General features: G+C 72.3%; 14 protein-coding genes and 2 riboswitches. Of the genes, 7 read left to right on the top strand and 7 right to left on the bottom strand.

Features of this window, described 5'->3' with window-relative positions; genetic code table 11:
- Positions 1–6: 6 nt before the first annotated feature.
- From BMZ82_RS31300 to BMZ82_RS31285, 4 genes are all read left to right on the top strand, one after another.
- On the top strand, positions 7–852 hold the full coding sequence (locus BMZ82_RS31300) for a VOC family protein (RefSeq protein WP_093780779.1): 846 nt from the start codon (positions 7–9) through the stop codon (positions 850–852).
- A gap of 175 nt (positions 853–1,027) precedes the next feature.
- Positions 1,028–2,662, top strand: coding sequence for an MFS transporter (locus tag BMZ82_RS31295; protein WP_093780778.1), 1,635 nt, complete (start codon positions 1,028–1,030; stop codon positions 2,660–2,662).
- Between the two features lie 128 nt (positions 2,663–2,790).
- Positions 2,791–2,870, top strand: a riboswitch (cobalamin riboswitch).
- A gap of 61 nt (positions 2,871–2,931) precedes the next feature.
- On the top strand, positions 2,932–3,153 hold the full coding sequence (locus BMZ82_RS31290) for a CbtB domain-containing protein (protein WP_093780777.1): 222 nt from the start codon (positions 2,932–2,934) through the stop codon (positions 3,151–3,153).
- Positions 3,154–3,175: 22 nt separating this feature from the next.
- Entirely contained in the window at positions 3,176–3,934 is a 759-nt protein-coding gene (locus BMZ82_RS31285; RefSeq protein ID WP_093780776.1) for a CbtA family protein, read from the top strand.
- Between the two features lie 117 nt (positions 3,935–4,051).
- Here BMZ82_RS31285 and BMZ82_RS31280 read toward each other — a convergent pair whose 3' ends face one another.
- From BMZ82_RS31280 to BMZ82_RS31265, 4 genes are read right to left on the bottom strand one after another with little or no spacing between them, the layout of a single operon-like run.
- Positions 4,052–4,654 carry a histidine phosphatase family protein gene (locus BMZ82_RS31280; protein WP_093780775.1) on the bottom strand — a complete coding sequence of 201 codons (603 nt, stop codon included), beginning with the start codon at positions 4,652–4,654 and terminating at the stop codon, positions 4,052–4,054.
- A 33-nt stretch (positions 4,655–4,687) separates the two neighbouring features.
- Positions 4,688–5,494: an ABC transporter ATP-binding protein gene (locus BMZ82_RS31275; protein ID WP_093780774.1), complete on the bottom strand. Its 807-nt coding sequence runs from the start codon at positions 5,492–5,494 to the stop codon at positions 4,688–4,690.
- Positions 5,491–6,558: a FecCD family ABC transporter permease gene (locus BMZ82_RS31270; protein WP_093780773.1), complete on the bottom strand. Its 1,068-nt coding sequence runs from the start codon at positions 6,556–6,558 to the stop codon at positions 5,491–5,493. Before BMZ82_RS31270 ends, BMZ82_RS31275 begins: the two co-directional genes overlap by 4 nt.
- Positions 6,555–7,652 (bottom strand): ABC transporter substrate-binding protein, encoded by a 1,098-nt coding sequence (locus BMZ82_RS31265; RefSeq protein WP_093780772.1) that lies wholly within the window; start codon positions 7,650–7,652, stop codon positions 6,555–6,557. Before BMZ82_RS31265 ends, BMZ82_RS31270 begins: the two co-directional genes overlap by 4 nt.
- 68 nt (positions 7,653–7,720) lie before the next feature.
- A riboswitch (cobalamin riboswitch) is annotated at positions 7,721–7,910 on the bottom strand.
- A 146-nt stretch (positions 7,911–8,056) separates the two neighbouring features.
- Here BMZ82_RS31265 and BMZ82_RS31260 point away from each other — a divergent pair.
- The gene (locus BMZ82_RS31260; protein ID WP_093780771.1) at positions 8,057–8,293 is read left to right on the top strand and encodes a hypothetical protein; all 237 of its coding nucleotides are present in this window, start codon (positions 8,057–8,059) and stop codon (positions 8,291–8,293) included.
- Between the two features lie 110 nt (positions 8,294–8,403).
- On the opposite strand, the gene BMZ82_RS31255 is transcribed toward BMZ82_RS31260, so the two are convergent.
- The gene (locus BMZ82_RS31255; protein ID WP_093780770.1) at positions 8,404–9,597 is read right to left on the bottom strand and encodes an LLM class flavin-dependent oxidoreductase; all 1,194 of its coding nucleotides are present in this window, start codon (positions 9,595–9,597) and stop codon (positions 8,404–8,406) included.
- A 300-nt stretch (positions 9,598–9,897) separates the two neighbouring features.
- On the opposite strand from BMZ82_RS31255, the gene BMZ82_RS31250 reads away from it, so the two are divergent.
- Both BMZ82_RS31250 and BMZ82_RS31245 read left to right on the top strand, forming a co-directional pair.
- Positions 9,898–11,076: a N(5)-(carboxyethyl)ornithine synthase gene (locus tag BMZ82_RS31250; RefSeq protein WP_093780769.1), complete on the top strand. Its 1,179-nt coding sequence runs from the start codon at positions 9,898–9,900 to the stop codon at positions 11,074–11,076.
- 253 nt (positions 11,077–11,329) lie between these two features.
- On the top strand, positions 11,330–11,764 hold the full coding sequence (locus BMZ82_RS31245) for a hypothetical protein (RefSeq protein WP_093780768.1): 435 nt from the start codon (positions 11,330–11,332) through the stop codon (positions 11,762–11,764).
- A 108-nt stretch (positions 11,765–11,872) separates the two neighbouring features.
- On the opposite strand, the gene BMZ82_RS31240 is transcribed toward BMZ82_RS31245, so the two are convergent.
- Together BMZ82_RS31240 and BMZ82_RS31235 are read right to left on the bottom strand one after the other, a co-directional pair.
- Entirely contained in the window at positions 11,873–12,079 is a 207-nt protein-coding gene (locus tag BMZ82_RS31240; protein WP_093780767.1) for a hypothetical protein, read from the bottom strand.
- Between the two features lie 70 nt (positions 12,080–12,149).
- The coding region (locus BMZ82_RS31235; protein ID WP_093780766.1) for a helix-turn-helix transcriptional regulator at positions 12,150–14,312 on the bottom strand (2,163 nt) is incomplete at its 5' end.

Raw genomic sequence — 14,312 nt, 5'->3', positions numbered from 1 at the left:
ATCGCCGTGATCACCACTGACCCCACTCCCGGCACCCCCTGTTGGCTCGACCTGGGCGCCCCCGACGTCAAGGCCACCGCCGCTTTCTACGGCGCGGTGCTGGGCTGGAAGTACGAGCCCATGGAGGGCGAGGGCGAGGGCGCAGGCGACAGCGAGGAGATGGAAGGGGGAATGTTCCAGAAGGACGGCAAGACCGTCGCCGGGCTCGGCAAGCTCACCGAGGAGGGCGCGCGCTCGGCCTGGATGATCTATTTCACCGTCGACGACGCGGACGCCGTGAGTCGGGCCGTGGAGCGCGCGGGCGGCACGGTCCGGGTGCCGACGCGAGACCTCGGCGACTGGGGTCGGATGGCGCAGTTCGACGACCCGCAGGGCGGCCAGTTCGCCGTCTGGCAGCCGGGGAAGAACGCGGGCTTCGAGCTGGCGGACAAGCCGGGCTCGCTGTCCTGGACCGAGCTGTACACGAGCGACGCGGCGGCGGCCAAGGAGTTCTACGGCGGCGTCCTCGACTGGCGGTTCGGCGACATGGAGATGCCGAGCGGCGAGGGGACGTACACCATCATCACGCCCGCCGGGCAGCCCGACGAGCGGATGCAGGGCGGCCTCATGGAGCTCGCCAAGGAGGATCTCTCCCTCGCGGGCGGACGGCCGTACTGGCACCCGGTGTTCGCCGTCACCGACTGTGACACCGCGGTCGCGGCGGTCGCCAAGAACGGCGGCAGCGTACAGATGGGCCCGGCGGACATGGAGGGCGTCGGCCGCCTGGCCGTCTGCCTCGACCCGTCGAACGCCGACTTCGTCGTGCTCGCCCCGGCCGAGCCCGCCACGCCGGCCGCTCCGGCCAAGGGCTGACCGCACCACTGACCACACCACTCACCCGCACCACTGACCGCGCCGGGGGCTCCGGGGGCGGCTCTCCGGGGGTGGCTCCGAGGGGATAATTGCACATCGGTGAGCAATGAATTAGCCTGCACATCGTTGGGCAAATAACTGCTCGCAGTGCCGCGCCACCCTCAGGAGCCCCCCGATGCCGCTCGTTGTCCGCACGCCCGCCGAGAAGATGACCGAGCCGTATCCACGGCGCTGGTGGGCGCTGCTGGTGCTGTGTCTGAGCCTGCTGATCGTGGTCATGGCGAACACGTCGCTGATCGTGGCGGCACCGGACATGACGACGGACCTGGGGCTCTCCAGCAGCGACCTGCAATGGGTCATCGACGGCTACACCGTCCCGTACGCGGCACTGATGCTCGTGCTGGGCTCGATCGGCGACAAGTACAGCCGGCGCGGCGCGCTGGTCCTGGGGCTGCTGATCTTCGCGGCCGGCTCGGTGACGGGCGGGCTGGTGCACGGCACCGACCTGGTCATCGTGGCCCGCGCGATCATGGGCGTCGGCGCGGCCGTCGTCATGCCGGCCACCCTGTCCCTGCTCGTGGCGATCTTCCCGAGGGCGGAACGCGCGAAGGCCATCACGGCCTGGAGCGCCACCTCGGGACTCGCCGTCGCCGCCGGTCCGCTGGCCGCCGGCTGGCTACTGCAGAGCCACGCGTGGGGCTCGACCTTCCTGATGAACGTCCCCGTCGCGCTCCTCGGCGTCGTCGGCGCGCTGTTCCTGGTCCCGCCGTCGAAGGCGGCGAAGGCGGGCGGCATCGACTACGTCGGCGGTCTGCTGTCGATCGTCACCGTCGGCAGCCTGGTCTACGCGACCATCGAGGGCCCGCACTTCGGCTGGGGCACCGGCCCGATCGCCGCCGCCGTGCTCGCCGCCGTCGGCCTGCCGGCCTTCGTCGCCTGGGAGTTGCGCCACCCCCACCCCATGCTGGACGTGCGCAAGTTCCGCGAGCGCCCCTTCACCGGCTCCATGCTCGCGGTGCTGTTCTTCTTCTTCGGCACCTTCGGCTCGATCTACTACTCCACCCAGTTCCTGCAGTTCGTCCTCGGCTACAACGCGCTGGAGACCGGCGTACGGCTGCTGCCGCTGGCCGGCGCCGTCTTCGTCGGGGCGGCGGTCACCGGGCGGCTGGCGCCCAGGCTGGGCGTCAAGCTCGTCGTCGGCACCGGCATGGCGATCGGCACGGCCGGCGTCCTGCTGCTCACCCGCATCGAGGCGGGCTCCACGTACACCGACTTCCTCGCGCCGCTGCTGCTCCTCGGCTTCGCGATCGGCCTGAGCCTGTCACCGGCCACCGACACCGTCATGGGCTCCTTCCCCGAGTCGGAGCTCGGCGTCGGCGGCGGCGCCAACGACACCGCGCTGGAACTCGGCGCGTCGCTCGGCATCGCCATCCTCGGCTCGCTGCTCGCCACGTCGTACAAGGACCGGCTGACCGAGCTGGTCGGCGGGCATCTCCCGGCCGCCGCGATGGACATCGCCAAGGACTCGGTGGGCGGCGGCGTCGCGGTCGCCGAGCAGGTCGCGAAGAGCCCCCAAGGCGGCCTCCAGCAGGCCCAGACCCTGGTCGCCGCGGTCCACGAGTCCTTCGCCCACGCCATCGCCCACACCAGCCTCGTCGGCGGCGTCATCATGGCCGCCGGAACCGTACTCGTCCTGCTGGTCCTGCCCGGCCGCCACCGGACCACCGGCGGCCAGGACCAGCAGGCGGACCGGGACGCGGAGCCCGCGACGCACGCCGAAGCCGCGGAGTACGCCGACTCCGCGCACTGAACCGGGCACCGTAGGGGACGGTGACGCGGGCCACCTGGCGGGGGAGAGCGGGATCACGCCAGGTGGCGCGCTATTGGCCATGAACGCGACACACGGTACCGTCGGTCTGTTATCGACGACGGCATCACGGAAGCCGGTGAGAATCCGGCACGGTCGCGCCACTGTGGTCGGTCCGCCCCGCTGGACGGGGGCGAACCGCTAGTCAGACCCGGGAGCGCCGTCCTCTGCACCACCGAGATGGGACGCGAACTCCCAGAGGAGGCCCTGCCATGGCTCAGCACGTCGCCCAGCCGACCGTCAACACCCCTGTCATCCCCGCGAAGCTGCCGTTGAGGGACATCGCCCCCTGGGCGGTCTTCTTCGGCATCCTGATGCTGGTCCTGCTGTACTTCGTCGGCGCCGAGCAGGGCGCGACGTCCGTCGTCTCCGGCGAGGACGTCCACGAGTGGGTGCACGACGCCCGTCACCTCCTCGGCTTCCCCTGCCACTGACCGAGGGGAAACCAGCACACCCGTGAACTCCGCAACGGTAAGAAACCTGCTCGTGCGGGGCATGCTCGCCGGCCTCGGCGCCGGCGTGCTCGCCCTGATCGTCGCCTACCTCCTCGGCGAACCGACCGTCGACAGCGCCATCGGCTTCGAGGAATCCCACGCCCCGGCCCACGGACACGAGGTCGAACTCGTCTCCCGCAGCCTGCAGTCCACCGCCGGACTCGCCACCGGCGTTCTGATCTACGGCGTCGCCTTCGGCGGCATCGCCGCCCTCGCCTACTGCTTCGCGCTCGGCCGCGTCGGCCGCTTCGGCCCCCGGGCCACCGCGCTGCTGCTGTCGGGCACCGCGCTGCTCGCCGTGTACGTCGTGCCGTTCCTCAAGTACCCGGCCAACCCGCCGTCCGTGGGCGACCCGGACACCATCGGCGAGCGCACCACCCTCTACTTCCTGATGATGGTGCTCAGCGTGCTCCTCGCGGTCGCCGCGGTGATCGCCGGCAAGCGGCTCGCGCCGAGGCTGGGCAACTGGCACGCCACCGTCGTCGCCGTCCTCGGCTTCGTCCTCGCCATCGGGCTGGCCTACGAGTTCCTGCCCGTCGTCAACGAGGTGCCGGGGGACTTCCCGGCCACCCTGCTGTGGCGGTTCCGGCTCTCCGCCCTCGCGATGCAGCTCACGCTGTGGGGAGGCTTCGGCCTGGTCTTCGGCGAACTGGCCGAGAGGCTGCTGCACCCGAAGCCCGCCACGCTGTCCGCGGGCACGGCGGTGGCCGCCCCGCACTGACCTGACCGGACCCGATCTGACCTGACTTGATCTGACCTGGCTTGATCGGACCGACGCCACGACAGGGCCCACGGAACCATCCGGGGGCCCTCTCGCGTTCTGCGGGCCACGACGGACTCAGCGAGGTTCGGCAACGTCCAGCGGATCCCCGAGTCGCAGGTTCCAGCGGCCGTTTCGCCCGCTGATCGTGGTGGCCGTCAGCGGCGGCACGTCGACCCGCCAGAACGCCGCCGAGGGCGCGCCCAGCACGTGGACCACCACGGCCCGTACGACCTCCGGCTCGACGACGGCGAGCGTACGGCCGCCCCCGCCCCCGCCCGTGTCCTGCAACGTCTCCAGCCAGCGGGTCACCCGCCCGCACAAGTCCTCGACGGACTCCCCGCCGTGGGGCGCGGATGCGGGATCGGCGAGCCAACGGGCCACCGCCTTCGGCTCATCCGCGCCGACCTCGCCCAGGGTCAGCCCCCGCCACCGCCCCACGTCCAGCCCCGCCAACTCCCTTGTCCCCGTTGCCTCCACCGCGTCGAGACCGAGCGCCGCCGCCGTCTCCCGGCAGCGCACACTGGGCGACGTCACGACGCTCACGGCCGCGGGCAGGCTCGCGGCCAGGGCACGGGCCCGTACCGCCCCGCCCGCGTCGATCGAGCCCCCGTCGTCGAAACGGGCCTGACGCAGCGACGCGTTCATCGCGGGCGAGACGAAGGTGACACGACTGGTCACGGGGTGACTCCTCCAGGCGAGGTCATGGCGAGTTCATGGCGTGGGCACGGCTCCCAGGAACCGTATGTGCGGGCGGTCGTCGGGGTCGGCGTGGGTGACGGCGGCGCGGACACCGTAGACGTCGGCGATGAGGGTCTCGGTGAGGACGTCCCGCGGGCTGCCGCAGGCCACCACCCCGCCCTGCCGCAGGACGACGAGCCGGTCGCAGTACATCGCGGCCAGGTTCAGATCGTGCAACGCGACGACGCTGGTCAGACGCAGTTCGGTGATCAGCGTCAGCAGGCCGAGCTGGTGCTGGATGTCGAGGTGGTTGGTGGGCTCGTCCAGCAGCAGTTCGCGCGGCTGCTGGGCGAGGGCGCGGGCGATCTGGACCCGCTGGCGTTCGCCGCCGGACAGGGTGTGCCAGCGGCGGTCGGCCTTGTCGGTCAGACCGGTGCGGGCCAGCGCGGAGCGCACGGCCGCCTCGTCCTCGGCCGAGGCGGGACTCCAGGCCCGGCGGTGCGGGACCCGGCCGAGGCGTACGACGTCCAGGACGCTCAACGCGACCTGGGTGTCGGCCTGTTGCTCGACTACGGCGACCCGCTGGGCGACCGCGCGCCGCCCCACCCGGTCCAGCGGGCGGCCGTCGAGCGTGACGGCCCCGGAGGCCGGGGCGAGGACACCGGCGAGCAGCCGCAGCAGCGTGGACTTGCCGGAGCCGTTCGGACCGAGCAGCCCGGTGACGGTTCCGGGGCGCGGGGTGATGTCGACCCCGTCGAGGATCAGCGTGCCGCCGACCGAGTAGGAGACGCGCTCGGCGCGCAGCCCGGCACCCTCGTACGACAAGTCGGCGTCGGTCATCGCGTACTCCTGGTCCGGTACAGCACGAGGACGAACGCCGGGACGCCGATCAGCGAGGTCACCACGCCCACCGGCACCTCCTGCGGGTCCAGGACGGTTCGGGCGAGGGTGTCCACCCAGACCAGGAACACCGCCCCGGCCAGCGCGGTGGCCGGCAGCAGCCGGGTGTGCCCGGGGCCGGTCAGCGCACGGGTGGCGTGCGGCAGGACGAGGCCGACGAAGCCGATCGCCCCGGCCGAGCTGACCAGGGTGGCCGTCAGCAGGGCGGTCGCGCACAGCAGGATCAGCCGGGTGCGTGCCACGTGCACGCCCAGCGAGGCGGCCGCGTCCTGCCCGAACGCGAAGGCGTCCAGTGTCGTCGCGTGGCCGACGCACACCAGCAGCGTCGCCACCAGGACCGCGAGGCCCACGCCCACTTCGCTCCAGTCGGCCCCGCTGAGCGAGCCGAGCAGCCAGAACAGCACCCCGCGCGTGGTCTCCGCGTCGGCTGCCGTCAGGATCACGAACGAGGTGAGCGCGGAGAACAGTTGCATGGCCGCCACCCCGGCGAGCACCACCTGGTCCGTGGTGCCGCCGAGGGTGTGGCTGAGCAGCAGCACCAGCGCGAAGGAGAGCGCAGCGCCCAGGAACGCGCCCCCGGACACCGACAGGACACCGCCGCCCACACCGAGGACGACGACCAGGACCGCGCCGGTCGAGGCCCCGGAGGAGACGCCGAGGACGAACGGGTCGGCGAGCGGGTTGCGCAGCAGCGACTGCATCACCGCGCCGCACACGGCGAGCCCGGCCCCGCACACGGCGGCCAGCAGCGTGCGCGGCAGCCGCAGATTCCATACGATCCCGTCCCGGATCGGCGTCAACTCCGCGTGCCCCCAGCCGAGATGGGCGGCCACCGTCGCCCACACGTCACCGACGGCGATGTCGGCCGGGCCGATGGTGATCGCCACGGCGACGGACAGCGACAGCAGCGCGAGCCCCGTCGCCCACAGCAGCGCGCCCCGCAGCCCGCGCACCGCCGCCGAGGGCGCGGCCGGGGTCGCGGTCGGCAAGGCGTCGTCGGTCATCCCCCGAGGCCGTACTCGCGCAGCGCCGCCGCCACCTTCTCCACGCCCTCGACGGTCCGGATCGTCGGGTTCATGGCCTGCCCGGACAGCAGCACGTACCGCTTCTTCTTCACCGCCGTCATGTTCTTCGTGACCGGGTCGGACTCCAGGAAATCGATCTTCTTCGCGGCGGTCTCGGCCGTCTCCTGCTTACGGCTAAGGTCGCCGATGACCAGGACGTCGGGGTCGCGGTCGGCGACCGTCTCCCAGTTGACCTGGGGCCACTCGTCGTGGTTGTCCTCGAAGGCGTTCTTCGCGCCGAGTTCGCGGGTGATGATGCCGGGCGCGCCGCAGCAGCCCGCCAGATACGGGGACTGGGAGTTGGCGAACCAGTACATGAGGGTGACGTCCTTGGCGTCGAGCCCAGAGACGGCCTTGGCCACCCGGGCCTTGAGACCGGCGACGAGCTTCGTGCCGCGTTCCTCGACGCCGAAGATCCTGGCCAGGTCGGTGACTTCGCCGTAGACCGCGTCCATGGTGAGCGGCTCGGCGCGCGAGCCGTCGCCGTCGCCGGTGTTGTCCTTGCCGACGCAGTCGGAGGGGGAGAGGTAGGTGGGCACGCCGAGCTTCTCGAACTGCTCGCGGGTGGCGACGCCGCCCTTGCCGAGGGTGGAGGCGAAGGAGGAGGCGACGAAGTCGGGCTCGGCGTCCAGGACCTTCTCGAAGGAGGGGGCCAGGTCGGCCAGCCGCTTCACCTTCGCGTTGGCCTTCTCCAGCCCCTTCGCCACCGGGTCGGTCCAGGTGGCGGTGCCCGCCATCCGGTCGGCCAGCCCGAGGGACAGCATGATCTCGGTCGTGCCCTGGTTGAGGGAGACCGCCCGCTTCGGCGGCCCGTCGACGCGGACCTTCCGCCCACAGTTGTCGAGCGTGACCGGATAACCGCCGGATCCCGAGCCCTTGGCCGACGAGCCGGACGAGCCGGACGAGCCGGACGAGCCGGACGAGCCGGTGGTGGCGGTCGAACCCCCGCAGCCGGTCAGCAGCAGCGCCCCGGCCAGGAACAGCACGGCAGGACGGACCGGACGGGCAGGGGGGACGGGGCGTGCGAGCGGCACGGAACTTCCTTCGGCGTCGAGGGCCCTTGCGCGAAGCCCGGTCGTACGGTGCTCCCCCGGCCGTCTTCCGACGTCGGAGGCCGCCAGCAGGTCTTCGGACTCGGGGTCAACCGGACGAGACGCCTTCCCGGACCGCGCTCGCGCTCCAGTGGCCAGTGCCCCGCCCGTCGCCCTCACCGCTGCGCGTCAGCTCCGGATTCACACCGGATTCCCTGACCCGTGCACGTACAAATACGCACATGGGTACGACTGGCTTCGGCAAGCTACCACAGGCGCACCGGGGGCCTGGACCGGCCGTTTCGGCTGCGGTCCGCTCCGTCGGCCCAGCCCGGGGAGTAGGCTCGAAGCAACCCCCGGTTGATGGCCACCGCGCCGCCGTACCAGCCGACGGGAAGGTGAGGACGATGGTGACGTTCGTGACCGTGATCGTGATCCTGGCGATGATCGCGCTCGGGGTGCTCCTCATCCACATGCTCAACACGCAGCGCGGCGCGCGCGTCGTCGCCTTCCACTACGGCCGCTCCGGGACACCGGTCCTGGGACCGCCGGCCCCGACGGATCCCCACAGCGCGCGCTCACGCAGACGGCTCCACCTCCGACGCGCCTCCACAAGGGAACGGCGCGAGTCCGTTGCTCCGTGAGTCCGTCGCTCACCGTGCGCCGAGTTCGACGCGCAACCCCAGGACCAGCGGCCCCGGCCGATGTGATGGACCGGGGCCGCTCGCCGACCCGACAGCGCTGGACGTGTTCGTCAGCCGAGAGGCGTGACGGCAGGCGTGACGGCGGGTTCGCTGTCGAACTCCGGGATCAGGTCCCCGATCAGCCGCATGCTGCGCAGGACGCTCTCGTGGGGCAGGGCGCCCACCTGCTGGAAGCACATGAGGCGGTCGATGCCCAGGTCGGCGTAGGCGCGGAGCTTCTTGCGGCAGGTCTCGGGGCTGCCGACGATCAGGGAGTCCTGTTCGCTGAGGGCCTCGAAGAGCTCGTCGTCGGGGACGGTCTCGCCCTGGAGGATGCGGCCGATGGCCAGTTGGGCGCGGTTCGGGCCGCCGTACGCCGCGGACTCGGCGCGCAGGAAGGCGCCGGCCAGACCGCCACCGTCCGGGGCGTCGACGAGCGCCTGCTCGCGGGCCATGTTCTCGACGAACGCCTCGGCGGCCTCGAAGAAGACCAGCGCCCGGGCCGTGTACCAGGCGGCCGCGGCTGCCGCGCCGTCGCGCATGGCCTGTTCGTCGGTCTCGGCGCAGTGCACGAAGGTGAAGAAGGCGACCTGGTCGTTGACGAACGCGCCGACCGGTTCCCGGCAGTCGGCGGCGGCCGTCCGGTACAGCTCGACCAGCCGCCGCACCCGGTCGAGCGGCTCCCACAGCGTGGTGCCGAGCACCCCGACCCCGCGCCGCCCGGCCTCCTCGAACGAGGCGGGGGTGGAGGCCGCCTGCCACAGCGGCGGGTGCGGGCGCTGGTAGGGCGCGGGCAGCACCGGGACACCGCCGGTGACGGTGGTGTCGCCGGCCCACATCCGGGGCACCTGGCGAAACGTGTCGGCGACCTGGTCGCGGACCCCCGCCGGGTCGATGCCGAACAGCCGCCACTCGGGCGCCGTCGACCGGGTCAGGCCCATTTCCACCCGGCCGTTGCTCAGGTGGTCGAGCATGGCGGCCCGTTCGGCGATGCGGATGGGGTGGTTGATGGCGGTGGGGGCGAGGACGGCGGCGTGGCCGAGCCGTATCCGCCGGGTCTGCTGGGAGAGGGCGGCGAGGAAGAGCTCGGGCGCCGAGGAGAGGCTGTGCTCCTCGGCGCCGTGGTGCTCGACCTGCCACCAGCAGCCGTAGCCCAGCTCGTCGGCGAGCCTGGCCTGCTCCAGCGCCTCCGTGATGCGGGTGTGCTCGTGGTCCGGGGACCACGGTCGCGGGTCCTGGATCTCGCTGAACATGTCGAGTTTCATCGGCGCGGAGTCCTTCTGTCGTGGGGAGGGAAGGGGGGAGGGTCGGGCGGGCCGGGCATGTTCGACCACCCGAACGGTGTTCGGGTCGCGTTTACGCGTCAATTGTCAGGTATGGTCCCGAAGCCCTTCGCACCGGCCCACCAGGAACGCCGTCCAGGCCTCTGACCTCACCGGAGTCGCCGGGACGGGAGTACGGTGGCAGTACCGAGCGCACCTCGCACGCCGTCTCCGTTTCGGCGTCGCCCTCGGGGAACGGCAATGCCGGACGCATCGCGTCCGGTCGGAAATGAGCCGCCCCACATGAGTCTGATGAGTCTCGGAGTGCTTGCCTCCTCTCACAAGGAGAACGAGTTCCGTCTGCCGCTGCACCCCCGCCACCTCGACCGGATCGCCCCGGACGTCCGCGCGAGGATCTTCCTCGAGCAGGGCTACGGCCGACGCTTCGGCGTCGCCGACGACGCGCTGCGACCACTCGTGGCGGGCCTGCGCTCCCGCGAACGCCTCGTCGCCGAGTGCGACGTCCTGCTGCTGCCCAAGCCGATGCACGAGGACATCGCCGAGCTGCGCGAGGGCCAGGTGCTGTGGGGCTGGCCGCACTGCGTGCAGGACGAGAAGATGACGCAGATCGCCATCGACCGACGGCTGACCCTGATCGCCTGGGAGGCCATGAACCACTGGACCTCCACGGGCGCTTTCAGCGTCCATGTGTTCCACAAGAACAACGAACTCGCCGGCTACTGCTCGGTGCTGCACGCCCTCCAGCTCGGCGGGCTGACCGGCAGTTACGGGCGTCGGCTGCGCGCGGTGGTCATCAGCTTCGGCGCGACGGCGCGCGGAGCGGTCACGGGCCTGGGCGCCATGGGGGTCTCCGACGTCACGGTCCTCACCCAGCGCGCGGCGGCGGCGGTGGCCTCGCCGATGCCGTCGGTCGTGATGGGCCACTTCGAGGAGGAGGCGGACGATCCCTCGAAGCTGCGGGCCGTCACCGCGGCCGGTTCCGTGCCGCTGGCGGAGTACCTGGCCGGGTTCGACATCATCGTCAACTGCGTTCTCCAGGACACCGACGCGCCGCTCATGTTCGTCACCGACGAGGACCTCGCCCTCTTCCGGCCGGGCACCTTCTTCATCGACGTCGCCTGCGACGAGGGCATGGGCTTCGAGTGGGCCCGCCCGAGCGGCTTCGGCGACCCGATGTCCACGGTCGGCCCGGGGTGCCACTACTACGCGGTGGACCACAGCCCGTCCCACCTGTGGAACTCCGCCACCTGGGAGATCAGCGAGGCGCTGCTGCCCTACCTGCGCAAGGTCATGAGCGGCCCGGCGGCCTGGGACGCCGACGTCACGGTCAAGAAGGCCATCGAGATCCGCGACGGCAACATCCAGAACCCGAAGATCCTCTCCTTCCAACACCGCACAGCCGCCTACCCCCACACCCCTGAAACCCCGCCGACCAGGACGGGAACCAGTCCGGCGGCCTGAGGACGACGCAGAGACGGGCGTAGAGACCGGCGTAAGGGGGGGAGAGACGACCTGACCGGCGGCTTCGCTGGAGGGTCGAGAGTCTGATCGAGGGTCAACTTCCGGCCTCGGGTAATGTGATGGCCGCTGATGCCGTCTGCCCCGACCCGGTGGCACGCCTTGCGGGAGCCGCCCCACGCGTGGACGTGACGCGAACCTCCCTCCTGTGCCCGTTTCTTCGGGCCGTCTCGCCTGCCCTCACTTGGAGACTTTGATGACCCTTCACACAGCCACAGCATGGGCGCTGCTGGCCTCCGGACTCATCTTCCTGCTGGCACTGTTCCTCGGTGTCTGGAAGTGGTTCGCCATGACCGGCTCGCCGGACGGCCGTGCCCATCCCTACGTCGACGTCGCTCATCGCTCCGCGCTGCTGTACGCGTTCGCGACCCAACTCATCGCCGTCCTCGTCCAGTTCTCCGGCTGGTCGGCCACGGTCAACGGGACCGCGGCCACCGTGATCATCCTGCTGTTCGTGGGGACCATCGGAAACTACATCCGGCTCGCGGTGCAGGGCGGAACCGACAACCAGATGCACAACCCGCCGCGCGGCCATCTGTTCGTCCTGCTCACCCTGATACTCGGCGAGATAGGCGGCTTCGCCGTCCTGCTCGCCGGCTTCGCCAAGGCCCAAAGCAGCGTCCTCTTCTGATTCCGCCGCATCACACGCGTCGCAGACCCGCACACCCGCACGCACCGCAGCGCGGGCCGGGAGTGATCCCGGCCCGCGCTTTAGGTGGGTGCCCTTCGGCCGTTGAGGTCAGCCGAGCAGCTTCTTCGCGAGGGTCGCGGCGTTGTACGAGCCCCAGCCGGTGGTGAAGTCCCAGCCGGTGGCCGCGGAGTAGGCGCCGTTGCTGCCGCTGGTGATGTCGTGGAAGCCGGTGCCGTTCGCCGCGTAGAGGGCGGGGTTGGCGAAGCCGAGGTCGGCGGAGAGTGGGGTGGTGTCCCGGAAGGGGAACGGCTTCACCGTAGGAACACCGGCCCCACCCGCATAAGCGGGGGAACCCTTGCGTCACGTGTTAACGGCGCATGTCACGTCAACGGCGTTGTCGGGTACGGGAAGTTCGACCGGGATCGGGCTGACTCGTCATCACCGCCTGGGTCGGGGGCTTGACTTGGTCGTCGTCGGCGGAATCCACGGTCGCCGCCGCCCCGGCCGCGAGGACGGCGACCGTCATCGCGTGGGCGAGCGCGGTGCGCGAGCGGACCCCGAACTTGCGGTAGACCCGCGACAGCGCGCCCTCCACCGTCTTGACGCTGATGAACAACTCCGCGGCGACCTCCCGGTTGGTGGCCCCGCCGCCGACAAGCCCGGCGATCCTGGCCTCACTGGGGGTGAGTTCGGGCCCGCCCGCGCCCGCCTCACCGCCGCGCTCCCCGGCTTCCAGCCGCGCCCGTTCGTCCCTGGCGCGGGCCGCCAGCGGCGCCGCGCCGATCCGCGTCGCAGTCTCCAGGGCCTCGCCGAGGACGGCCCGCGCCGCGTTCCGGTGGCGCGCGCGGCGCTCGACCGCGCCGAGCGCGACCAGCGTGCGCACCAGCTCCACGGGCAGCGGAAGCCGCCGCAGCCGCTCCACGGCGGTACGCAGCAGCAGCGCCCCCTCCTTCGCCCGGCCGAGCCCCGCCTCCCGCAGCCCTTCCGCCCGCTCCAGAGCCGCCAGTACGCTCCCGGGCGCGTCGCCGGACGCCCGCGCGCGGGCCTCCCGGATCACCGCCCCGGCCGTGTCCGTGTCGCCGAGGACGACCAGGGCTTCGGCCAGGTCGCTGGACCAGTGCAGCAACGGCGGGTCGGCGGCCCCCATCGCCGCGCCGAGTTCCCTGACGCGCTCCAGTGCCTCGACCGCGGCCGCCGCCCCCCGCGGGTCGCCGGCGAGCAGCTCGGCCTGCCCGAGCACCGCCAGGGCGCGCAGCAGGAACAGCCGGTCGCCGTTGGCCTCACAGGCCCGTACCGCCTGCTCGGCGAGGTGGCGGGCCTCGTCGGCGCTGCCGCCCGCGGTCGCCGCGAGCGCCGCCGCGTACAGCGCGGGGGCCGCCTGTACGCCCGTCTCGGTCAGGGCGCGCGAGCAGCGGGCGGCGGTGCGCAGCGCCTCCCGGCAGTGCCCGGAGCGCACCTGGATACGGGTCAGCGCGACCAGGGTCGCCATGACCTCCTCGACCCCGGCGAACTCGCCGATCCTCGCGAGGAGCCGGGCGACCTGCTCCCCGGCCTCGGTGACCTTGTCGGAGTCCAGGGCGAGGATGGCCCGCATCCGGATCAGTCCCCAGCTCTCCGGGCCGGCGTCGGCGCCGCCGAGTAGGGCGAGCGCCTCCTCGAGCGCGGCGTCGGCGGCGACCGGCTCCCCGGCCAGGGAGCGCACCCGGGCGAGGGTGGCGAGCGCCCCGATCCGGGTGTCCGTGTCGCCGGCCACGGCCGCCTGCCGGGCGGCGCGCTGGGCATGCCGGGCCGCCTGCGCCAACTCCCCGCACAGCAGGCCGCGTACGGCCGCCCAGTGGTGCAGCCATGCTTCGGCCTCCGGGTCGCCGCCGGCGTCCCGCAGGCCTTCCTCGATCAGGTCGCGGGTGCCCTCCAGGGCCTGCCCGGCGTTGCGCAGCAGGATCAGCCGGGCCCGCACCCGCTGCCGTGCGGAGCCCGACTCGGCGAGGACGGTCCCGGCCGCCCGCTCCGCCTCCTCCAGTTGCCCGGCGTCGCACGCGTACTCGGCCGCGGCCAGCAGCCGGACGGCGCGATCCGCGAGGCGGTCGCCGGGAGTTCGCCGGGCGGCGAGTTCGGCCAGTTCGAAGGCGGCGTCGGGTGCGCCGTCGCGGCGTGCGGACTCCGCCGCGGACATGAGTGTGCGGGCGGTGGTCTCGTCCTCGTGCGGGTGGGCGAGCGCGAGGTGGCGGGCCTGCTCGACGGGCTCGGTGACCGTACGGGCCAGCAGGACGTGCGCCTGCCTGCGGCCGTACTCCGGAGCGTCGGCGTAGACGGCGGCGCGCAGCAGCGGATGCCGGAAACGTATGGCTCCGCAGGGGTCGGCCGTCGCGACACCGAGCCGTTCGGCCGCCGCGAGGTCGGCGGCGGGGTCGCGGAGCCCGGCGGCGCGCAGCAGGGTGAGGCTGGGGCGGGCGGCGGCGCTCGTGACGAGGAGCGTGTGCCGCACCGTCTCGGGCAGCGTACGCACCTGCTCCAGCAGCACGGCCCGCAGCCGTCCGGGCACGGGCAG

It is taken from the genome of Streptomyces sp. yr375 (genome assembly GCF_900110755.1).
GTDB lineage: Bacteria > Actinomycetota > Actinomycetes > Streptomycetales > Streptomycetaceae > Streptomyces.
The sequence above is the reverse complement of the archived record's forward strand: the minus strand, read 5'-3'. Positions and strand labels throughout refer to the sequence as shown.